Source organism: Nostoc flagelliforme FACHB-838 (assembly GCF_014698065.1).
Taxonomy (GTDB): domain Bacteria; phylum Cyanobacteriota; class Cyanobacteriia; order Cyanobacteriales; family Nostocaceae; genus Nostoc; species Nostoc flagelliforme_B.
This window is the reverse complement of the sequence record NZ_JACJSI010000110.1, coordinates 1-20,966: the sequence shown is the minus strand read 5'-3', so window position 1 is coordinate 20,966 and position 20,966 is coordinate 1. Positions and strand designations below refer to the sequence as shown.

Annotated in this window: 24 protein-coding genes, 1 pseudogene and 1 CRISPR repeat array; of the genes and pseudogenes, 10 read left to right on the top strand and 15 right to left on the bottom strand. The window is 42.1% G+C overall.

What is annotated here, in order from left to right; genetic code table 11:
* From H6G97_RS30640 to H6G97_RS30630, 3 genes are all read left to right on the top strand, one after another.
* Positions 1-531: toprim domain-containing protein (locus H6G97_RS30640; RefSeq protein ID WP_206759134.1), on the top strand; the 531-nt coding region annotated here is incomplete at its 5' end.
* A 1,371-nt stretch (positions 532-1,902) separates the two neighbouring features.
* Entirely contained in the window at positions 1,903-2,112 is a 210-nt protein-coding gene (locus H6G97_RS30635; RefSeq protein WP_242055432.1) for a hypothetical protein, read from the top strand.
* Positions 2,113-2,501: 389 nt separating this feature from the next.
* Positions 2,502-3,041 carry a P-loop NTPase family protein gene (locus tag H6G97_RS30630; RefSeq protein ID WP_190944277.1) on the top strand — a complete coding sequence of 180 codons (540 nt, stop codon included), beginning with the start codon at positions 2,502-2,504 and terminating at the stop codon, positions 3,039-3,041.
* 532 nt (positions 3,042-3,573) lie between these two features.
* Positions 3,574-4,115: direct repeats of the CRISPR family, unit length 37 nt; unit sequence GTTTCAATCCCTAATAGGGATTTGGGTTAATTGCAAT.
* A 479-nt stretch (positions 4,116-4,594) separates the two neighbouring features.
* On the opposite strand, the gene H6G97_RS30625 is transcribed toward H6G97_RS30630, so the two are convergent.
* The 4 genes from H6G97_RS30625 to H6G97_RS30610 all read right to left on the bottom strand — a co-directional run bounded on the left by H6G97_RS30625 (position 4,595) and on the right by H6G97_RS30610 (position 7,152).
* Positions 4,595-5,017 carry a hypothetical protein gene (locus H6G97_RS30625; RefSeq protein WP_190944276.1) on the bottom strand — a complete coding sequence of 141 codons (423 nt, stop codon included), beginning with the start codon at positions 5,015-5,017 and terminating at the stop codon, positions 4,595-4,597.
* 122 nt (positions 5,018-5,139) lie between these two features.
* The gene (locus tag H6G97_RS30620; RefSeq protein ID WP_190944275.1) at positions 5,140-5,316 is read right to left on the bottom strand and encodes a hypothetical protein; all 177 of its coding nucleotides are present in this window, start codon (positions 5,314-5,316) and stop codon (positions 5,140-5,142) included.
* The gene (locus tag H6G97_RS30615; RefSeq protein ID WP_190944274.1) at positions 5,309-6,385 is read right to left on the bottom strand and encodes a ParB/RepB/Spo0J family partition protein; all 1,077 of its coding nucleotides are present in this window, start codon (positions 6,383-6,385) and stop codon (positions 5,309-5,311) included. The genes H6G97_RS30620 and H6G97_RS30615 overlap by 8 nt, the downstream gene beginning before the upstream one ends.
* Positions 6,382-7,152: an AAA family ATPase gene (locus tag H6G97_RS30610; protein WP_190944273.1), complete on the bottom strand. Its 771-nt coding sequence runs from the start codon at positions 7,150-7,152 to the stop codon at positions 6,382-6,384. Before H6G97_RS30610 ends, H6G97_RS30615 begins: the two co-directional genes overlap by 4 nt.
* A gap of 157 nt (positions 7,153-7,309) precedes the next feature.
* Between H6G97_RS30610 and H6G97_RS30605 the strand changes: the two genes are divergently transcribed.
* The 3 genes and pseudogenes from H6G97_RS30605 (at position 7,310) to H6G97_RS30595 (ending at position 8,721) form a co-directional block, all read left to right on the top strand.
* Positions 7,310-7,525: a hypothetical protein gene (locus H6G97_RS30605; protein WP_100901991.1), complete on the top strand. Its 216-nt coding sequence runs from the start codon at positions 7,310-7,312 to the stop codon at positions 7,523-7,525.
* Positions 7,515-7,943 (top strand): type II toxin-antitoxin system VapC family toxin, encoded by a 429-nt coding sequence (locus H6G97_RS30600; RefSeq protein WP_190944272.1) that lies wholly within the window; start codon positions 7,515-7,517, stop codon positions 7,941-7,943. The genes H6G97_RS30605 and H6G97_RS30600 overlap by 11 nt, the downstream gene beginning before the upstream one ends.
* Positions 7,944-8,007: 64 nt before the next feature.
* A pseudogene (locus H6G97_RS30595) lies at positions 8,008-8,721 on the top strand (DEAD/DEAH box helicase).
* 32 nt (positions 8,722-8,753) lie between these two features.
* Here H6G97_RS30595 and H6G97_RS30590 read toward each other — a convergent pair.
* Positions 8,754-9,116, bottom strand: coding sequence for a hypothetical protein (locus tag H6G97_RS30590; RefSeq protein WP_190944271.1), 363 nt, complete (start codon positions 9,114-9,116; stop codon positions 8,754-8,756).
* Between the two features lie 371 nt (positions 9,117-9,487).
* Here H6G97_RS30590 and H6G97_RS30585 point away from each other — a divergent pair, with 371 nt between their 5' ends.
* Entirely contained in the window at positions 9,488-12,730 is a 3,243-nt protein-coding gene (locus H6G97_RS30585) for a beta strand repeat-containing protein (RefSeq protein WP_190944270.1), read from the top strand.
* A gap of 236 nt (positions 12,731-12,966) precedes the next feature.
* Here the strand turns inward: H6G97_RS30585 and H6G97_RS30580 are convergent, their stop codons facing one another.
* The 4 genes from H6G97_RS30580 to H6G97_RS30565 form a co-directional block, all read right to left on the bottom strand.
* A complete protein-coding gene (locus H6G97_RS30580) occupies positions 12,967-13,536 on the bottom strand; it encodes a tyrosine-type recombinase/integrase (protein WP_190944269.1) in 570 nt (189 codons plus the stop codon).
* Between the two features lie 5 nt (positions 13,537-13,541).
* Positions 13,542-13,844 carry a hypothetical protein gene (locus H6G97_RS30575; protein WP_190944268.1) on the bottom strand — a complete coding sequence of 101 codons (303 nt, stop codon included), beginning with the start codon at positions 13,842-13,844 and terminating at the stop codon, positions 13,542-13,544.
* A gap of 61 nt (positions 13,845-13,905) precedes the next feature.
* Positions 13,906-14,043 carry a hypothetical protein gene (locus tag H6G97_RS30570; RefSeq protein ID WP_190944267.1) on the bottom strand — a complete coding sequence of 46 codons (138 nt, stop codon included), beginning with the start codon at positions 14,041-14,043 and terminating at the stop codon, positions 13,906-13,908.
* A 222-nt stretch (positions 14,044-14,265) separates the two neighbouring features.
* Complete coding sequence (locus H6G97_RS30565; protein ID WP_190944266.1) at positions 14,266-15,351, bottom strand: aminoglycoside phosphotransferase/kinase family protein; 1,086 nt, start codon at positions 15,349-15,351, stop codon at positions 14,266-14,268.
* 508 nt (positions 15,352-15,859) lie between these two features.
* Here H6G97_RS30565 and H6G97_RS30560 point away from each other — a divergent pair.
* The 3 genes from H6G97_RS30560 (at position 15,860) to H6G97_RS30550 (ending at position 17,787) form a co-directional block, all read left to right on the top strand.
* Positions 15,860-16,513, top strand: coding sequence for a methyltransferase family protein (locus H6G97_RS30560; RefSeq protein ID WP_190944265.1), 654 nt, complete (start codon positions 15,860-15,862; stop codon positions 16,511-16,513).
* Positions 16,514-16,837: 324 nt separating this feature from the next.
* A complete protein-coding gene (locus H6G97_RS30555) occupies positions 16,838-16,987 on the top strand; it encodes a hypothetical protein (RefSeq protein ID WP_190944264.1) in 150 nt (49 codons plus the stop codon).
* A 215-nt stretch (positions 16,988-17,202) separates the two neighbouring features.
* Positions 17,203-17,787, top strand: a complete 585-nt coding sequence (locus H6G97_RS30550; RefSeq protein ID WP_190944263.1) for a PEP-CTERM sorting domain-containing protein — start codon at positions 17,203-17,205, stop codon at positions 17,785-17,787.
* A gap of 126 nt (positions 17,788-17,913) precedes the next feature.
* Here the strand turns inward: H6G97_RS30550 and H6G97_RS30545 are convergent, their stop codons facing one another.
* The 6 genes from H6G97_RS30545 to H6G97_RS30520 form a co-directional block, all read right to left on the bottom strand.
* A complete protein-coding gene (locus tag H6G97_RS30545) occupies positions 17,914-18,366 on the bottom strand; it encodes a hypothetical protein (RefSeq protein ID WP_190944262.1) in 453 nt (150 codons plus the stop codon).
* The gene (locus tag H6G97_RS30540; RefSeq protein WP_190944261.1) at positions 18,363-18,932 is read right to left on the bottom strand and encodes a hypothetical protein; all 570 of its coding nucleotides are present in this window, start codon (positions 18,930-18,932) and stop codon (positions 18,363-18,365) included. Before H6G97_RS30540 ends, H6G97_RS30545 begins: the two co-directional genes overlap by 4 nt.
* Positions 18,933-18,996: 64 nt before the next feature.
* Positions 18,997-19,638: a hypothetical protein gene (locus H6G97_RS30535; RefSeq protein WP_190944260.1), complete on the bottom strand. Its 642-nt coding sequence runs from the start codon at positions 19,636-19,638 to the stop codon at positions 18,997-18,999.
* Positions 19,577-19,852, bottom strand: coding sequence for a hypothetical protein (locus H6G97_RS30530; RefSeq protein WP_190944259.1), 276 nt, complete (start codon positions 19,850-19,852; stop codon positions 19,577-19,579). The genes H6G97_RS30535 and H6G97_RS30530 overlap by 62 nt, the downstream gene beginning before the upstream one ends.
* A 46-nt stretch (positions 19,853-19,898) precedes the next feature.
* The gene (locus tag H6G97_RS30525; protein WP_190944258.1) at positions 19,899-20,567 is read right to left on the bottom strand and encodes a hypothetical protein; all 669 of its coding nucleotides are present in this window, start codon (positions 20,565-20,567) and stop codon (positions 19,899-19,901) included.
* Positions 20,568-20,615: 48 nt separating this feature from the next.
* Positions 20,616-20,966, bottom strand: a 351-nt coding sequence (locus H6G97_RS30520) for a transposase (protein WP_190941080.1), incomplete at its 5' end; no start/stop codon positions are given.

Below are 20,966 nucleotides of genomic sequence, written 5' to 3'. Positions count from 1 at the left end.
AATAATCAGTTGCTTTACATGGATGAGCAACGAAATATTTTGTTTATCAAGCGTAATTTAGATGGTGAAAAAACTGGTGCATTAATTTGGTCAAAGCCAAGGCAAAGTCATCGCACTGTGGAGTACGACCAAAACACCTCTACACCAAATGGTTGGTTTTATCTGAGATTGGGAGGGCAACCAACGGACAAGGTAGAAAACGTCTTTTTGTGTTCTACACCAATTGATGCGATGTCAGCAGCAACCTATCTAATCTCAAGTTGCAAAGGGCTACCACCAACTAGAACCATGTTGATAGTAGCTGATGACCCGAATAACCTACCTATGGAATTTCTCAAGAGTTTCAATAGGGTGGTCGTAGCATTCAATAATGATCAACAAGGGAATAACGCAGCTAGTGCAGTATTAGAATTGTTGCCACAGGGTAAAAGGCTTAAAACCCATAATCCTGATTGGAGTCAGGAATTAGAAGCTCATCTCAGGGAGGAGCAACAAAAGCAGAAACAGCAGGATCGTGGTTTTAGTCTGTGAGCCACGCGGAGCATACACCTGACTCGTGGGTTAAGTTCAAGAAAGAATTTTTGAAGTACATTTGCAACATATTATGATTACGCATTCTCAATAAGACCCTATCTTATTGACAATAAAAATAGGGCAAAAAAGTGGCTGTAATTGAGACTGGATATAAGTTACAGAAGATTTTTTTCAAAAACACAGGACGGCCAAAAGGACAAAAACTGGTCATTTTTGTCCTTTTGGCCGTCCGTTGACAGGTGGGCATTTGTCAACAGAGCATGACAATTGAGTAAGGTTGACGGTTATTGGACGGCCAAAAGGACAAAAAACCACTGTTTTTGATGTTTTGGACGGCCAAAAATATTAGTGTCGGATGAGACTGATTTACTACGGTTAAACTACACTAAGTTCACGGAGTTATAAGTGTTTAGTGTAGTTGTTGCGTTAGACGAGTTTCTGTTTCAGTTAACGCTAAATATATACAATGACTCCTGAACTCACAGTGGAGATTTCAGATTTACTCACTGAAGAAGTTGATCGATTGAGCGGGATTTTTGAAGTACATTTGCAACACAAAGGTATTATACATTCTCAATAATTTTAGAGTTATTGAGAATGAAGAAGTTTGATAAAAATGGCTAAAAGCTTTCTGGAGTAAGTATTAGAGGGCAATTTTTCCAAAAAGCGATGTGCAAAATAGCAGACATTTTGTACCTGATTGTCAACATTTAATGACAGCTATAACAGTTGAAAGCGTGTATAAGCTGTGCGAAATAGCAGACATTTTGTATATGAATAGGGGTTTTAGGTGCAAAATGTCTGCTATTTGTAACTGTGACTAATCAGACAATTTCACTACTTAAAACAAGTTTCAACTCTATCAACAAGCGTGGAGATTTTAAAATGAACAATTTTTATTTAGGCATGAAGAAAAAAATCGGATGTTAAGTGGGCTGCATTAAGTTAATGAAAGAATTATTGAAGCACAATTGCAACATAAATGTATTATGTATGATCAATAATTTTGAAGTTATTGAGAATGAAACAGGCGATTAAAATTTGCTGTAAGTCATTTTCAGTAAGCATTACGCCAGAATTTTTCGCAAAAAGTCTTATGCTCAACTGGTAGCAGTAGGGCCACCGTATTGCTACCAGTTAGGGAATGATCAAATTTTCAACAACTCGCTTTTTTACTACTCAACTGGTAGCAGTGTGTCACCAGTTGAGCTACCCAACAGCTACCACTTGAGCAAGGTATTTAGAACTACTATTTCAATACTGATAAACTACATAAAATCTATGTGATAAGTGGTGTTTGCAGCATAGCTTTGGTGTAACAATAGCCTTAGATTCAAACGTGCCACTCTGGAGAAGCAGGGTAGAGCATTGGTATTTACCCATGATGAACGAGGTGAGATTTTCCGAGTGGCAGTCAACCGAAACCAGTCAGGTGAGCTTGAGTATTCACCGATTAATGTGGGGGAATTAGAAATAGAAAATATTCAGTTTTGGCAAGAGGCAGATCGAGTATTGCAAGAAATAATAGAATCAGAACGGCAGCAGGAAAGAAGACAGAGTAAAGGGATGTCTCTCTAGGTGATGGCACAACTCTTAACCGCTTCGCTCAAATAGCCGGTGTCTGCCACTGCCACAAATCCACTCATTGAGCCAACCAATTTGTTGCAGGCATCGGCAGACACTCCGCTTCGCCGCCTATTTGTTAAGAGTTGCTTGGTTTATTCTTATATCTGGGGCCAGTCATCAGTTATTGAGGAGTAGGGGAATAGGGGAGAATTAGCGGCGGCGGCCATGGTCATTAGTCACTGGGAATTGGTATAGCAAGAGCAACAGCGAGGGAGAGGTCAAGAACAAAATAGTACACCTTTATAATACATTATGTATTATAAAGGTAATATGAATAAGACTCTTATTCTTTTGTGACAAACTTTTTGTCCCTTGAACTACATTGCATTAGGAAAGTGACGATGAAAAAAGTAGCGGTGTTTGGCAATACTGGAGGTGGGAAATCAACTCTCAGCAAGAGATTATCCCAAATTACTGGTTTGCCACTTCATATCTTGGACAAGATTGAATTTCATCCTGGGGGTGCTAAAGTTCCGCATGAAGACTACAAGCGTATCCATCAGGAAATTTTACATACTGAAAGATGGATTATTGACGGGTTTGGGAGCATGGAAACACTCTGGCCACGACTTGACGACGCGGATACTTTAGTTTTTGTTGATTTACCACTGTACGTGCATTTTTGGTGGGTTACTAAACGATTCATCACAGGTTACTTTCAACCGCCAGAAGGATGGCCCCAAAACAGTCCAATATTAAGGAGTTCACTTAGTAGCTATCGCGTGCTTTGGCTATGTCACAAATATTTAACACCAAAATATAGCGAGTATATTCAACAGGCTCAAAGCAACAAAAACGTTTATCACATTCGGTCAATTAAAGAAATTTCACAATTTTTTGAGTTAATTCAAAATGAAATTAACTCCCAAAATATTACATAGGGGGGTAAATGAGCAATCGTACAGAAAGTTACGCTAAGGCTGTAACCCTTGCTGGATAAGCATTCTTTCAATCAAGATTTTTGGCGATTCTCAATGTACCAATTAACCTATAGGTTATTTGGTACAGCTTTTTTGTACGGCACAGTAAGGATTTAAGGCTTTTAAATTTCAGACAGATCAATTGGTACAGGTTTATTCCTAGCGATCGGGATATTGAAAATGGCTCATCAATTCCTTAGCGTAACTTTCTGCACGGTTGCTCATTTCACCCCAAGATCACATCTATGTAATGTTCAAATCCCCAAATTTTTGGGAACACTAAGTTTACGTTTTTACGAGACATAAATATATACTTTACAACCCTAGATAAATTGCAATCTCGATAGAGTTGGCATTTCTCCAGGGTTTTTTATATGCAATAGGTTTATTACCGCATAGTATTGGTAGTACTCTGCACCAATTAACTGAGGGTAAACAGGCGTTCACGGGTGCTGTAAAAAAGAGAGGTGTCAGCGATGATTCACCTATCGCTGTTTCAATCCCTAATAGGGATTTGGGTTAATTGCAATTTCAGCGCAGTATTCTGTAATATTTCTTAGCGAGTCGTTTCAATCCCTAATAGGGATTTGGGTTAATTGCAATGAAAGCCGTCACCCCGGCGGAAAACCAACCAAATGTTTCAATCCCTAATAGGGATTTGGGTTAATTGCAATGATATCCTCCAACCATTCCACCAATTGTTGCTCCCACATGTTTCAATCCCTAATAGGGATTTGGGTTAATTGCAATCTGGTAACGGTGCGCTTGGTGCTGGGAGTCTACTCGTTTCAATCCCTAATAGGGATTTGGGTTAATTGCAATTTTTGGGCAACTGGTACAATGGCAGAGATTTGTTTCAATCCCTAATAGGGATTTGGGTTAATTGCAATCCGGTCTGGGGGCAATTGCAGAAAGCAACATCCGCGTTTCAATCCCTAATAGGGATTTGGGTTAATTGCAATCTGCCGGAATATTACAGGAACTACAGCAACTAGTGTGTTTCAATCCCTAATAGGGATTTGGGTTAATTGCAATGGACTGCATCTCAAAGCTTTGCTGTATTTGGTTTTCAAGGTTCAATAGCGCGAATGCAAGAATCATAACACAATTGTTTTGAAATTGACTAGATGCAAATCGCTGAAAGCTAGTCTCTATAAGGTGCGCGGATTGTTGAGAAGTGCAAACGCACTCAAGTGCCCACACATAGGGGAATACAGCAATTTTTTGCAGATTGTTATTTTGTACACCTACCTTCCCGCGCATTGTTGCAAAAAACAAGTCTGATTGCAAGCTATCTTATAGGCGGATTATAGCAGGGTTTTATCCTCTTGCGGGGCGATGTGATGTTTAGTTTGAGATTAGCCTGTAAATAGCGCGTTGCACCAGGGAAATTATGAACGGTAAACAATTGCTGAGACGAGCGCTGGCAGCCGCTTCACTTTGCTCCCACTGATCTACTATACTTATATCTAAATTTTGTGTTGAGCGCTCACCCTCTGTGTGTCGATAGACAACTATCTTGAGGCATTGGCTAAATTAGCTAGAAAAAATGAGGCTGGCTTTTCATCATTTATTTGTGAAATCCGAGAATAAGTCAATATGGGAAAGTTGTTTAGAGATGCATTTTCTTTATTACTAATCAATGGGTTAAGATAATTTTTCCTTCCATAGGAATAAGATTTCTGACAAAACCCCATTGCTTCATCTCTCAAATGCTCAAAATTTGCATGTATTAAACTTGGGTTGATTCCTCGAAAATCACAATCAATGATTGTTAAGTCGTAATTCGCTAGTGATTCAATCGTCAACGGGAGATTTTTTAGCTGAATGCGATCAGTGTAAATTATCTCAGGAATCACCTCTGGTTTTTCTCTGGGCGTTACTCCACCGATACCATAATTAGGGTCTAATTTTCTTCTGCGCTTTGCTTCACCCATGAGACGTAACTTTCCTTTTACAGCCAATCGCTGCCGAGCAATTGTGTTTCAATAACTGCTAGCAATTCATATCTTAAATGTTGGTAGTTAACCCACATAATCCCCCTACAGGATGGTCAATTTTAATAACCATACCGTAATTGCACAGGCTTGAGCAGAAAGAGCGCAATCACCCCCACGCAACGGTAATGATATTTGAGGATACTGCCCTGACCAATGTCTTTTAGTTGTCCCGATGCCCCAGCCGCTCGGTGATAGGCTGTGGAAGCAGTAGGGCTGTAGCGGTCATAGTCACTCATCCCCTAGTAAGGCTTCGAGCTTGTTCAAAAGGTTTACTAGCTGCTTTTGCTTGTCTTTTTCTTTCCAAAGCTGACGCTTTTTAATGCGCTGGGTGATATTTTGAAGCCGGTCTGGTATTTGGTTAGATGCTTTAGATGAGGATGCCTGTTCATCATCCGTCCAAGCGGCGATTTTTTCTTTGATTTGGCTTAAAGACCAATCGTTAGCTATCGCTTCGGACAAAAGTTTTTTTCGGATTTCATTATTTCTTACCCGTGCCAAGACTTGTGCTTTGGTGTATTCCAGTTGACCAGAACGCAGTGCCATTAAAATTTCTTCGGGCAGAGTGAGCAAAGGTAAGCGTGTGGTAGTGAACGATAGCCAATTCATGAGTCCCAAACTCTCAAACACCTGTTGTACCGTGTTTGATTGTTCTTCATATAGGTTAGGAGAAACGTTTTTCCTAGATTCAGTTTCATCAGATAAATGGTCAGAAATGTTGTCCCCAGTTTGTGGATTATCTGGGTTAGGAGAAACGTTTTTACTAGATTCATTTAATGAGGATTTTGACGGCTGTTCCCCCTTGCTGTGAGCGTTTTTCATTCGATACAGCAAGGATTTGACGGCTTCTACATCGCAATGCAGCCGGATTGCCAACAGGTGCAAGATCCCTTCAGTTTCTTCAACAGGGTTAAGGTCTTCTCGTTGCAGGTTTTCAATCAAAGCCAACTGAAACGCTTGGTCATCAGATAGCTCACGCACAACCACAGGCGCGACTTCAAGTTCTGCTTCAATTCCTGCCCGATAGCGTCGCTCTCCTGCTACTAATTCGTATTTCCCTCCACCAATTGGACGCACCAACAAAGGTTGGAGAATGCCATGCTGCTTGACTGACGAGACTAATTCTTTTAATGCTTGTGGGTCGAAGTATCGTCGGGGCTGGTGTTGAGGCAGAACTATATCTGAGAGCTTAATAGTAGTTTCAGTAGCGGCTGGCGACTCGGCATCCGGTGAAGATAACCAAGGTGCAGGGGGTGGAGTTGTAATTTGACCCCCAAAGGGTTTGTCTGTTTGTTTGCGTCGGATCATAAAGCCTCCAAAGTCTTGGCGATTTCTTCAAGAATAGCGACTACAGGATGTTTCGGGTCAAATACTGCTAGGGGCGCACGTTCTTCTGACGCATCGACAAAAGCGGTAGCTCTGGGGATGGGTGGGAAAATACGACCCCAAGCTGAAAGTTGTTCAGTGATTGCTGCCAATGCGCGTTTATCGGCTGAGTTCTGTTGAGCATACCGCGTGGGAATAAACCCGGCTATTTGAATTTTGCGGTTAGCTTTATTTTTTACGTGGGTGATAGTTTGTAAAAGCTCGTCAGTTCCCTCAAAAGCTTTTATATGGGTTTCGACGGGGACGAGGACGTGTGTGGCTGCGACTAAGGCGATATAGGAAAGCAATCCTAAGCTGGGGGGACAATCTATAAGAATGAAGTCGTATTCATTTAGAACAGATTCAATGGCTTCCTTAAGGCGCAACTCGCGCATCGCAGCACTGACTAACTGCATTTCGGCTCCACTTAAGACTCGGCTTGCTGGAACCAAGTCCATGCCGTGAATGCCCTCATGAATTGGTAAGGGCTGCTCGTCGATAATGGCATCGGCAATGGTTTTTTGTAACTGAGATGGCACTAACCCCATGAATTTTGTCAAGGACGCTTGGGGGTCTACGTCGATGAGGAGAACGCGATGTTTTCGTCGTGCTAGGTGGTATCCCAGGTTTGGGGTCAGTGTCGATTTGGCGACACCACCCGCTTGGTTAAACAGGGCGATAATGCGGCATTGCTTGTCAGAAGTTGACACTGGCTTTCGTTCCTAGAAGATATGTTGACATTTGGTCAACCGGCTCGGTTTTAGTTTCCAGTTTATTGAAGTGTATCAGATGAAGATAAGTCCTAGCTAAGACAGTAATTTCAGCAGTAGACTTTATATAAGAAAACAACATTATTAAGTCATTGCTATGACAACCAAACAAGCCATTTTTGAAGCGATTGAACAACTACCAGAGCAGCACCTTGCAGATGTGTTGCAGTATGTTCAACAGCTTGCTCGTACTCAGAAATCACCAGATTCAAACCCCCCCAATTCCAGTAGCGACCCCCTGGCAAACTTCATTGGTGCAGTATCTCACGGCTCCCTGGCTGCCAACTTAGACTCGGAACTCTATGGCGACTAAGTTTTTCATTGATACTTGGGGTTGGCTTACGCTCCACGACAAAAGTGAACGCTATTACCAAGAAGCCACACAAGCTTACCAACGTGCCATTGCTCAAAATGGACAAATTTATACAACTGACTACGTTCTTGACGAAACATTCACTTTCTTTTTTCGACGACTCCCTGCACCGATAGCCAACCAATCCATGAAAGCGCTGCTGTCAGCTTTTTTAGCCGATAACTTTTATTTAATACGCATTACTGAAGAACGCTTTGCCCAAACCAAAGTACTCCGTTCTAAATTTCTCGATAAGCCCCTGATTTCTTTTACTGACTTGACCTCAATGGTCGTTATGCAAGAATGTAACATTACAACAATCCTCACCGAAGATGCTCACTTCACTCATGTGGGCATGGGCTTTGAGTTAGTTCCCTAATTGGTGCTGAACTGGTCAAATGTGCGTGCGCGGTGTGGTCAAAAGTAGCTGTTAGGGGTGCATCATGGAGAAAAACTATACATTCAAATTCAATTCTGACACTGCCTTAGAAGCCCTGAAAGTTGGTAAATACGACCCGCTCAACTTCTACGAGGCGCGTTTAGACCTGTTCAACCTCTCGGTAATGGCAGACTATGATCAGCTAATTTGCCTGCCCACACTAACTGCTATTGACAAATACTGGTATCAGATTGAAACAGCCCGAAAAGTACTTAGACAACTGGGTGGACGTGCATTACTAGCGGATGAAGTCGGATTGGGCAAAACGATTGAAGCGGGACTAATCATAGCTGAATACTTAGCAAGGGGTATGGTACAGTCCCTGCTCGTGCTAACTCCCGCATCTCTGGTTTCCCAGTGGCAATTAGAGTTAAGTGACAAATTTAATATTGCTACTATCACCACAGATAATCGTGATCCGCAACAACCGATAGATTCTTTCTGGACAGAAAACTCCTGAATTATTGCTTCATTAAACACGGCTAAGTCTGCTAAACATTATCCCCACGTCACTAGTCGCACTTGGGACTTAGTTGTTGTTGATGAAGCCCACCACCTGAAAAATCGCACTACCCTAAACTGGAAACTGGTCAACGCCCTGTCGAAGCGGTTTATCCTCATGCTCACTGCTACGCCAGTGCAGAACTCCCTTATTGAACTGTTTAATCTGCTGACCCTCCTCAAACCGGGACTGCTACAAACAGAAGCCGCCTCCTGAGTGGGTGGAGAGCCACCGAGAGCTTAACCTCTTTATATCCCCGAATGCTTACGCAATTGGGCTTTTTTAAAATGAGTTTTCTTTATGTGTGATAAGAGATTTTCTTGTTTTACTAATTGCTCACAAATTGGACATTGAATTGTCGCATCTTTAGGATGTTTTTTATTGAATGGAACAAATTCTTGATATAAAAATTTCTCAATACTTAAACGTTTACTAAAATTATTTACTCTTTCATCCCATCTTTTTTGAAGAGCGATTTCTTTATCAATTCTTCTCTGCAATCGTTTATCAGTTTCTTGTTCTTTTAGCCATCTTATATTTTTAATGATGATATTTGCTTTCTCGCTTCCATTGCTGGCGACCAATTTGATGTATCCGACGCAAATTTTCATCTCTGTTATGTGGCGGTAGTTCCATCATAAAAACCAATTAGCTTTGGTACAAACCAGAGAAATCACAATATTGCGTGGTGAGGAACGAGTCCCTGATACAAATAATAATTTTTATGTAGATTAACATACAACTGATAATCCAGAGGGCGATCGTCCCGATCAGCCAATGAAAGGCTGGTCAACTGGATGTATGGTTGGAACTAGTTTTAACGAAGAGTATTTTTTCTCCTCGTAGTAATATGGTGTATGCATGGAAATGCACATAATCTAGAAACTTTACATAATAAAAGAGAATATAAATATTAGCGATTATTTTAATTTTAGATAATGCTAACTCCCTGCCTAACAACAAATAAACACAGGAAAAAATCATGGCTAATTCATTCTTCAACCTCTCTTCTTTGAATGGCACTAATGGCTTTATAATTAACGGCATTGCAGCAAATGACGAATCAGGCACCTCAGTCAGCAATGCGGGGGACATTAACAATGATGGCATTGACGACCTGATTATTGGGGCAAATTATAGTGGACAAAACTATGTAGTTTTTGGGGGAAAGAATCTGGGCAGTGGCGGCATCCTGAACCTTTCCTCCTTGAATGGCACTAATGGCTTTTTCATCAACGGCTTTGCAGAAGGTGGCTACTTAGTCAGCAATGCGGGGGACATCAATAACGATGGCATTGACGATCTGGTTATTGGGGCATATAATGCCGACCCCAACGGCAACTCTGATGCTGGACAAAGCTATATAGTGTTTGGGGGAAAGAATCTGGGCAGTGGCGGCAGCTTCAACCTCTCTTCTTTGAATGGCACTAATGGCTTTATAATTAACGGCATTGCAGAAAACGATCGCTTAGGCATCTCAATCAGCAACGCGGGGGATATCAATAACGATGGCATTGACGACCTGATTATTGGGGCACGTGGTGCCGACCCCAACGGCAAATCTAATGCTGGGCAAAGCTATGTAGTGTTTGGGGGAACGAATATTGCCAACAGTAACAGCTTTGGCTACAGGACTGGAACTCCCGGTCCAGATACCTTTTTTGGCACACCTAATAACAACATCAATGGGTTAATTCTTGAAGACACCCTAACAGGCAACGGTGGTCAAGATACATTTGTATTTCGCCTTAACGATGGCAATAACATCACCGATTTTGGCGGCATTGGTAAAGGCTCAAAGCCTTCGGCGGAGGTGATTGCCAATGCTGACATCTTGCAATTTACAGGTAGTGGTTTAACTGCCCAAAATCTGCGATTAACTCAAAATGGTAACAATTTAGAAGTCACCTTTGAAAATGCGGGTTCTACCAAAGTAACTCTGCAAAACTTTCAGTTAGAAAACTTGGACAATCTGAAGGCTTTTGGCAATATTCTGTTTGATGGGCAAACTAGCATCACGGACAGCTTTGATGTCTTCAATGCCAACTCCACCCAAAACACAATCTTCAACAAAAACACAGTCACTTTCCTTAATGACCTGAACAATAATGTTAACGGCTTTGATAATTCAGATGATGTTATCAATGGTCAGGGAGGTGATGACATCATTGACGGCAAAAGTGGCAATGACCTGCTACGGGGTGGTACGGGCAATGATACTCTTATTGGTGGCGCTCTTAATGACACCCTCGAAAGTGGTGCGGGTAATAACTCTCTTGTTGGTGGTACTGGTGATGATCAATTGAATGCTAATTCATCAACAGGCAACAACACCCTCAACGGTGGTGCTGGTAAAGATTTCTTGAGTATTGACTATTCAACAGGCGATAACCTACTCAATGGAGATGATGGCAATGATTCTCTTCGTGTTGTTTTCTCTGATGACGTGGGTAAAAACACCCTTAATGGAGGAAATGGTGATGACTTATTATTTTTGACCTTATATCCGAGTGCTTCAAAGACTACCCCCTTTGACTTAGCAACTCAAGCGGTAGATGGGGGTAAAGGTAACGATTTGTTGTCCGTCGATTACAAGTATGCTACTAAGGGAATCACAACGACATTTAATGTTACCACTAACATTGGCTCGATTACGGCTGGCACGAATCAGGTTAGTAACTACAAGAATATCGAACGATTAAATATCTCAGGTACAGCCTACGATGACAACATTGTGGGGAACAATGGCAACGATACGCTATATGGAGAAGGTGGAAATAACACAATTATTGGCGGTGCAGGTAACGATTACTTAAATACTTACGATTCAGGAGGCGATAATCTGCTCTCTGGTGGCGATGGCAATGATAGCTTGGATGCCTCTGCTGATTACATTGGCAACAGATCGGGCAATAACACCCTCAACGGTGGTGCTGGTGACGATTACTTGCTTGCTGAGTTCTCAATAGGCAATAACCTACTCTCTGGGGACGATGGCAATGATTATCTCTCCGTCTCTGGCTCCGTCAACGATTACGGCTATTATACCGCCTCAGGCAATAACACTCTCAACGGTGGCGCTGGTAACGATACCTTACTTAGTGCCTATACAACAGGCGATAACCTACTCAATGGGGGCGATGGCAATGATTCTTTCTATGTAGGCAGTGCCCCCGCCTCTGGTTTAGTGACTCAAACGGTAGATGGCGGTAAAGGTGACGATTTCTTGTCCATCGATTACAGCAATGCTACAGAGGGGATCGCAACGACATTCAATGCCACTACTAACATTGGCTCAATTACAGCAGGCACGAATCAGGTTAGTTACAAAAATATCGAGCAATTAAATATCTCAGGTACAGCCTACGATGACAATATTGTGGGGAACAGTGGCAATGATACGCTCTCCACGGGATTTGGTGGCAATGATACGATAGATGGGGGGATAGGTGACGATTTGTTGTCCGTAGCTTTCAGGGATGCTACCGAGGGAATCGCAACGACATTCAATGCCACTACTAACATTGGCTCAATTACCACAGGCGCGAATCTGGTTAGTTACAAGAATATCGAACGATTAAATATCTCAGGTACAGCCTACGATGACAACATTGTAGGTAACAATGGTAACGATACGCTTTCTGGGGGCACTAGTGGCAGTGATACGATAGATGGGGGGATAGGTGACGATTTGTTGTCGTTTGATTACTATGATGCTACCAAGGGAATCACTTCGACATTCAATGCTACTACTAACATTGGCTCAATTACCGCAGGCACGAATCTAGTTAGTTACAAGAATATCGAACGATTAAATATCTCAGGTACAAGCTACGATGACAACATTCTTGGGAGCAATGGCAACGATACGCTCTCTGGAGGTTATGGAGGAAATGACATTCTGACAGGTGGAAATGGTAATGATACCTTTGTTTTCAATAGTTTTGGGCAAAACGTTGATCGTCTTGATGACTTTGATGTGACTCATGATATTATTCAGCTAGCGGCTTATATTTATTTTGTTGGTGAAATAGGTTCACTTCAGAAAAGTCAGTTTACCATCGGAGCATCTGCAAAGACAGTCGATCAGCGATTTATCTATGACTTTTCTACAGGTGGACTGTTCTTTGACCGCGATGGTAGTGCATCTGGGTTTACTCAGGAAAAATTTGCACAATTATCTGCTGGATTGTCACTAACTGAAAACAATTTTGTGGTTGTTTAACCAGGGAGCATCCCAATTTGAAAAAAATAGAAGAGAGGGAAAGTAATTCGTGATGATTACTCGCGAATAAACTTGGGTGATAAGTCTGCACTGTGCGAAAATTAGCGTAAGCTAAGAACAGGGTGATAGCCATGACACCAGAAGATAAAAAATAGACTTTTTGCATAAATTAAAAAAAGAACCCCACCCCGCCTGTAGAGTGGGGTGTTAGGGGACTTTTGCAAGAGGTCTATTGTTCAAAAGTCCAAAGCAGAGATCGCATTTTGCTTCTGCTTTTCAGTTACCCCCAGATAACGCTCCAAAGCTGCCAACGTGCGATGTCCCGATATCTCCTGTATGTGGCGCAACGGTATCCCGGCATCGCTCATCCTAGTTAACGCAGTCCTCCGAAAGCTGTGGGTACTAACGCCCTCAATGCCCAGCCGAGTACAGGTATCTCTGAGAATTTTATCGGCGCTGACCTTGTGGATATGTAACAACCCATGCCGACCGGGAAACAAGAACTCCTTGCGGCGGTTGGGGTTGTATTCTTCTAAATACTGCCTGAGTTTGGGATGCACTTGGATTTCCCTGGTGTCCCGCTTGCCTTTGGTGTTGACACTGCGTAGTACTAACACGCCTCTAACACCGTTGCTGCCAAACACATCTTTCACCGCCAAAGTGCAAGCTTCATTGATCCGGCAGGCAGCATAAAGGCACACGCCAAACAGAGCGCGATCGCGTGGGTTGACAAAGCCCTCGCTAAATAGGACATTAATTTGGTCGGGGGTAAGGATTTCTGCCCTGCCGAAACGATTTATTTTCATAGGGTCTAGCCTAGATTGTATTCGTAAATTTCTGCTCTACAGTCGTAGTAACCAAGATAGTCACCAGGTTTTACAGTCAAAGTAAATCTTTGGTCGTGAGAATTTTCTTCAAGTTCCAGTCGATATTGCATAACTCTGGTCAGTTTCATGCAAACTAAGCAGTTTTTGTACGGTAGTGCAAATTCATCTCCCACGACTAGCTTTACTTTGTTTTCAAAGCTGATCGTGGTTTCATCTTGCCCATCAAACAAATACTCTTTTAGATGGTTTTCAACGTTGATGGCTGCGGTGATTAAATAGTGGTACATAGTCCCTAGTAAAAGTTTTATTGTTGTTGTCGATGCTCGAAATGAGGGCTTTGCACATTGCCTAACCGTTAACTCGATAACCGTCTTTCTCGTTGCCGTACAGTTCCCAATCGCGTGGGTTGACAAAGCCCTCGTTAAATAGGACATTAATTTGGTTGGGTGTGAGGATTTCTGCCCTACCGAAGCGGTTTATTTTCATAGGGTCTAGCCTACATGGTCTTTGTGCAATTAAACAATGTAAACGGCTGGAAACCTACATATTCCGTGAGCAAATTGAAACCACTCGACCCAGTTAATCCCTGCTTATCAATCGCAAACGCTACAACCCGCATGATGGCGTTGGCTGATAAAATTAGCTTATGATTGCAGCGCGATGACCACTTGCAGGTATAATCCGCTCACGGCTTAGAAACCAACGCATCTATTTCCACAATGTCCATAACTCAGAACAGCGCAAGTCAAAGAAAGCTGTCATCGACTTGAGCAGTTGTGGAAGCCATACCCATTTCATTTGGCGACGCTCTTGGGGAGAGACACACCACTGACAAGCAACGTAAAGACTTTGAACAGCAGCCAGTTTATAGTCGTTTATCAGTTGCTCCCAATCGTAACCAGACACGCCATTGCTTAAAAGACTTGCATGATATTCGCGTAAGATAGGAATTTCTAATTGTCGTCGCCAAGATGCTTCCCACCAATGCACCATCATATACGCAATATCGCTTACTCCCAGCCAAGTAGTCAGCGACCAATCAAACGGCTGGCGGTCAATTAGATAAATTTTCCCGTCTCCATTTAATGGATAAAGAATATTACCAGGGTTAAGATCACCGTGAATCAATGTGAAGCCAGATGAGTTGAAAGTGCGCTCAATCATCTTGCCTGGATGGTACTCAAACACATCCATAAGTACTGAGTGCCACTCTCTATCAATTTCACTCCTAACCTCCGACAACATTGGTAGTAATCCTGGTTGGGCATGAGCCACGTATCGCTCAATTTCACTGTGGCTGGGAATATTAGCACCAATGGCCTCTAACTTTTCGCTTCCCCACCAATGTGCGTGCAATGTAGCTAGGGCTTGAGCAACTGCACATCCGTATGCAAGTGTTGGCTTAATTTTCCAACTAGGACTATGGCTTGCAGATAGGTCTTCCATGAGAATGTGATAGCGAGGAGGGTTCTGTGCATATCGTGCATGGTAGCTTATCGGTAGCGGTCGATTTATTAGATCAATGTAATCCCGCGTATAGTAATTGACTTCTGAATCTCCAAAAGTAGTATTATTGCCTAAACACATTTTCAGCAAAAGCATTGCAGGCGTTGTACCAGTTGCTCCTTGTTCATATTGAGGCCGGATTTTTACAATCCGGGCATTTTCACTTCCTTTGACTTCGATAGCAAAATCAAGGACTTTGCCTGTAACCAGTGCGGCACTACCAATAAGCACTGAATTGAGCCAGTCAAGAGTTATTTGACGAATATCAGTAATGACTTCACCATTCATTTTTGTAAGTAACAGTTTAGGAAATTATGTAACATAGTCATAATACATAATTGTGTTATTCGGTGGCTATAAGCCGTCCCGGACTTGCGATCGCACTCAGTCCCGATCAAAAAGCCTGTTCTGCTACCACCAACCACATTTTAGATAACACCCGCGGCGTTGTCTGGGTTTAGACGAGAGTAACTTACGGGCTAACCAAGACTGACCTGTGTGAGCGGATAAATATCAACGGCAGTCAAATCAATCAATGGGCAACGATGCTTAACCTTGAAGAAAGATGAGTACCTGTTTGAATTGACTGGGTGGAAGAAACCCCTGAATCCTCGGCGGTACTTTCCGGTGTTGGAGAACGAGCAAAAGCAAGCTGCGAAAACTAGCCAGTAGTCATGGAGATGGATGGTACTTTCGTATCTTTTTTCTTAGCTTGTACCTTATGGGTATTGAGCAAAAAAACTTGGAATAATTGAGAATAAAGACATAAAAATCAATAGAGAAGAATATCCAGATCATGAAAGCCAAGTATGCCATCAATCTCAGCAAAGGACTAACATTCTTTTTTATACTGGGACTTATGTTTGTTTACCAGAACTTCACTCTAGGCCCCTGGGTGTATTTAGCACTTCACGGTACTTATGGCTTTCTGTGGCTACTAAAAGACCGCATATTCCCAGACAAACAATGGGAGCAACAAGTTTCTATTCCACAGGGCATTTTCATCTTTATTCTGGTGAACTTCTATTGGATAGCACCCTTTATTCTGATTAGTAGTGGCACAGTACCACCACTACCCCTAGTGGCAGTAGCTATTTCCTTGAACATCTTTGGTGTGTTTTTACACTTTGCTAGCGATGCCCAGAAGTACTATACCCTTAAATATCAAAAGGGACTAATAACAGAAGGATTCTTTGCTCGTTGTCGCAACACCAATTATCTAGGAGAAATATTTATTTATAGTGCCTTTGCTATGCTGACTCAACACTGGCTCCCATTCTTGATTCTCGGAGCTTTTATCAGCACGCTGTTTATTCCAAATATGCTTAAGAAAGACTCTTCTTTATCTCGTTACTCTGAGTTTGATGACTACAAAAATCGTTCTGGGCTTTTATTCCCCAAACTGTTTTTAATGCCAGTTTCTAAGCAACAAGAAAAGACTGTTATTTAAAATCAGCTATTTTTTCATTTTTTCTTCAATCTCCATGAGTGTGTTGTAGGAGTAATAGTCATCTACTGACATTGTTTGATTTGATAGGTAAGCGTTAACAAGAAAGCCCCTGGTGATTCATCGGGGGCTTCTGTCTTAGTCTTGGGTTCTGTCTGGGTGTCTGTCGCCTAATTCCATTGCTGCATAAGGATTATGTCTAGTTCTGTCCGGTCTGTCCCTCTGTCCGATTTTGGTTAATTTCAATAGTCGTAGCATCAAGCCAGACTAAAGACTCGCCTCTACCAGTTCGTTAAACAGTCGCTTCAACTCCAGAGAACTAAACCGTTGACCTTTTACCTTAAAGTTAGGCTGTATCTCAATAATGACTGCCGATTAAAAGCGATCGCTGCCCCGGTGCGCCAGCAATTGCTACCACCAACCACGATTGAGATAACACCCGCTCTATATCTGGGTTTAGGCGGGAGTCTGAATTAATCTACAAGGAAATAAGGAGGTTAAAAGATGGATGTAATGTCTTAATAGTAAAAATTACGTAAAAGATGCCTTATTTATAAAGATATTGTTTCTTTGGGAAAAAGTAATACCACTTTAATCATAAGTAGGTTAAACCTGTAGGAGACATTTAGCTCCACTTTTAATCCCAGTTAAATTTAGAAAACCTTATGCTTTCTTTGAGAAACTTATCAATATTGTCTTCGATTACTATTCTGAGTTGGTTAACACTTACACCCAAAACTCTTGCAGCTACTTTTGAACTTAACCCTATTGAAACTCTTACTATAAATTCAAAGAGTCCTTTAACTCCCGTATTGTCTAGTCCTCTTTTAAACGGAGTGCGCTATAAATTTGAGGTTTCCGGGACATTTCAGCCTGATTTTAGAATTCCTAATTGGGTTGTTGATGCTCGTTTTGTAACTCGCAATAATTTTGCCACTCAAAACGACCTTGACCCGAATTTTGGAAATTTTGATTTTGGCTTATTTTCTAATGCTCTTGGCTCTAACAATGACAATTTCTGGGGACAATATCAATCAACTAGTATCTATTCATTCGAGTATCTAGGTATTGGGAACAGAGCTGACTTCTATGTAAATGACGTTAGCCAAAGCAGTGGATTAGACAATGCTGGTAGCTATACAGTTAAAATCTTTAAGGAAAGTGCCCCCGTATCTGTCCCTGAACCATCCTCTATACTAGGATCTTTACTAGCTGGTTTTTTTGGTGTAGGCTCACTTGTTAAGCGCAAACAGCTATTTACGGGTAAGTCTGTCTAAGGAAAGTGTGTCTGTCTAATCCACTGTCGCTTAATTCCATTGCTGCATAAGCATTCTGTCTAGTTCTGTCCGAACTCTTGGTCTGTCTTTATGGGGCGATTTCGATAGTCGAGGCATCTAGCCATCCTAAAGACTCGCCTCTACCAACTCATTAAACAGTCGCTTCAATTCAAGAGAACTGAACCGTTGACCTTTTACCTTGAAGTTGGGCTGTATCTCAATAATGACGAGCAAACAACCCACGACACCCCATAGCCCAATAACCGCAATCCCATATCCTAACAACTGATTAGGGTTGTCTGTGGGCAAATCACGCACCCATTGAATAGCATCGCCCTTGTAGGGAATGATGCTGCCATACAGTCCGTAGCGCTGCCATTCTTCAGTAAGGACAAAACGCGGCTGGTTGCAAAAACGCTTATCCAAAGCTATTTGGCTGTGTACGCCGTTTGCTGATCTTGGGCAGAACTGAATCTGTGTCAAATCGTAGGGCTGACGTGTTTGCGATGTTGCAAGCCCGATGATTGCGGCTACACCACACACACCAGCCAGTGCTAACTCGAAAACACCCTGTTTCATGAGCGCCCCTTAAAAATAATTGCAATAGAGCCAATGAATAAAGCCAACGCGACTGCAATACTTACCCAAGGGTCTGATTGCGGGTTCTGTTTTTCAATGGTTTGGATGTCTTGGCTAATCTGCGTGACTGTTTCTTTAGTCAAATTCTCAAAATATTGATGGTCTTTGACTGCTAACCAAGTTGTGATACCTGCAAATACCAAGCCCCCAGCAGTTTTTATAAGATTTTGCATATTGTCTACCTCTAATCCATCACTGTTGTAATTAACTCTCAAGCCCGTTAGCCCAGCCAGAGAGCCAACGCTGCATATAGAAAATGAGAGCGAAATTGCCAACCAGAGATTAACGCTACCACCAGTTATTAATAGATATTTAGCTATAAAGAATCCCGTAGAATTTAGCGACCAGCCAACAAAGAATCGAGTCAATTTTTCAGTTGTATTGATAACGTCTTTGCGGTGCTGCTTGCGCGACTCTAAATGTGATATCAAGTCTTTTGGTAACGGCGTATCTGGGGCGATTTCGCTTACTAATTCCTCTTGGTCGTCCTCAACATCGTATGTCATATAACTATCATGATATTTACTTGCCCGACAGTTAATTCAGGCGGTAACTGTCGGGATTGAATTGTCAGAAACCTAGCAGAGCATCCTTGATTTTTTGTACAATTGAGCGCTCTGCATATTGCTTTTTAGGTTTAAAGTCATCACGAGCGTTATCACCCATTTCTAAGTAATACTTGCCCAGTTCTCTATCATGTTGTAGGTCAATTGTTTGTTGTCTAATGTCTGTCTGTAATTCTGTCTGCAAAATTTTATATTCGCCATCAACTTGCATCATGTGTTTATCTACCCATGCTTTCAGCAATAGATGGTCTGTTGATTGTTGATGGCGTAGCGCTTCTTTCTCCTTGGATGAAGCAAAATCAAGCTTCATCTCTTCTAGGATGTTAGCTAGATGAGTATCAGCTAAAATTGCTGACTGCACTGCTCTTTCAATTTTTTCACCGCTAACACCTGCTTGTTTGTAGATGTCGCTAAGGACTATGTTTAAGTCCTCAGTCCCCTTGATAGCAGCTAGCATTTGCTCTCTAACTTGTGGGGCGAATTCACTAATCTTCGCCCCGTCATTGCCCATTTGACCTATCAGCTTCAGGGCTGATTTATCACCTGTTAGCGCTCTAACTACTAAGTTAGTAGATGCGTTAAATTTAGTTTTTAATTGGCGCTCTAGGTGGCGTGATTTGGAAGTTACCAGATTTTTTAGCTTCATTGAACTTTTCACAGCGATATTCCTTCTCTGGGGTAAAGATTTGGTTGCAGTGGTACTCCATTCGCCTTACATATTGCTCAATATTTGACTTCCGTTTGAGATATTGCTGATAGCTTGATTGCTCTAGCATTGGCAGATATACCCAGCTATACAAGGGTAAAATTACAGCAGCGAGTGCAGTTAAACTAACAGCAATTCTTGAGAAGTAGCTCATCCTCACCCAACGAATAAACAAGCACTCAAGCAGCGTCAAGCCATTACTATTGAGCCGCGTTGAGCCTTGCGAGGATTGAGAATTGGGTGCTTTTAATGTTTTGGCGGATGACTCCCATATCCGCTTTCATGTCTCCTGAGAAGTTATTAACCTTTTGATTTAATCTAGAAGCTCTGTTGCTTACGTGTTCTCGCAAGTCTTGGGCGTTAGTCTCAAATGATTGCTCAATGACATCAAATTTTTGATCAACGTAGTTCTTGATTGCAGCCGTTACAGTACTGATGAATTGGCTGTAGTCGGTAAAAGTGTCGTCAACGTTAAGAGCGATACTTAATGTTTCTTGTTCAGTTAACTCAAACCCCAGCGCCGATGATTGGGCTGTTACAATTTGACGCTTGTCATCGCTGGTTACAGTGATGCTGTTAATCTCTCTTGAAGCGACCGCAAGCTGACTGTTATCAAATTCAGCGTCAGGTTGTGCATCTTCTGCCCCTACTAGAAAGGTTTCTTCAACGGGTTCATCAACTACAGATAATTGGCTTGTCGATTTGACTTTGAGATAATCAACGGCTTGGCTCAATTGCTCTTTGGTGGGATTGTCAAGGTCATCGCACTCAACAGCGATCGCTGCCGTTGTGTAATCGTCCTTGGTAAATCCTTGATAACCCTGTTTGTACAAACGAGCGCGGACATTGTTAGTAAATTTGTCAGACATGGTGATTGCTCCTTAGAGGATGTTTTAAAAGTCGAAGCGAGTTAAAAATTATGCCAGTCGCCTGACCATAATCCGGATCATCGCAATGTAAATAAAAGTCTCAGAGGTTTCTGGTAGTCGTTCATAATCTTTACTTAAACGTCGACACCAGTTAAGCCAACCAAAAGTTCGCTCAACAACCCAGCGCTTTGGTAAATGGACAAAACCTTTCTTTTCCAATGGTCGAAGCACAATTTCCACAATCCAGCGAAACATATCCATCACCCAACGCATAAATTCTTCACCACGGTATCCGCCGTCCATCCAAATAAGATTTAAACGTTTTACCTGACTGCCTGTATTGTGAACTCGGTTGAGAACTTTTTTCGCTCCTTCTCGTTCTGGAAGACTGGCTGAGGT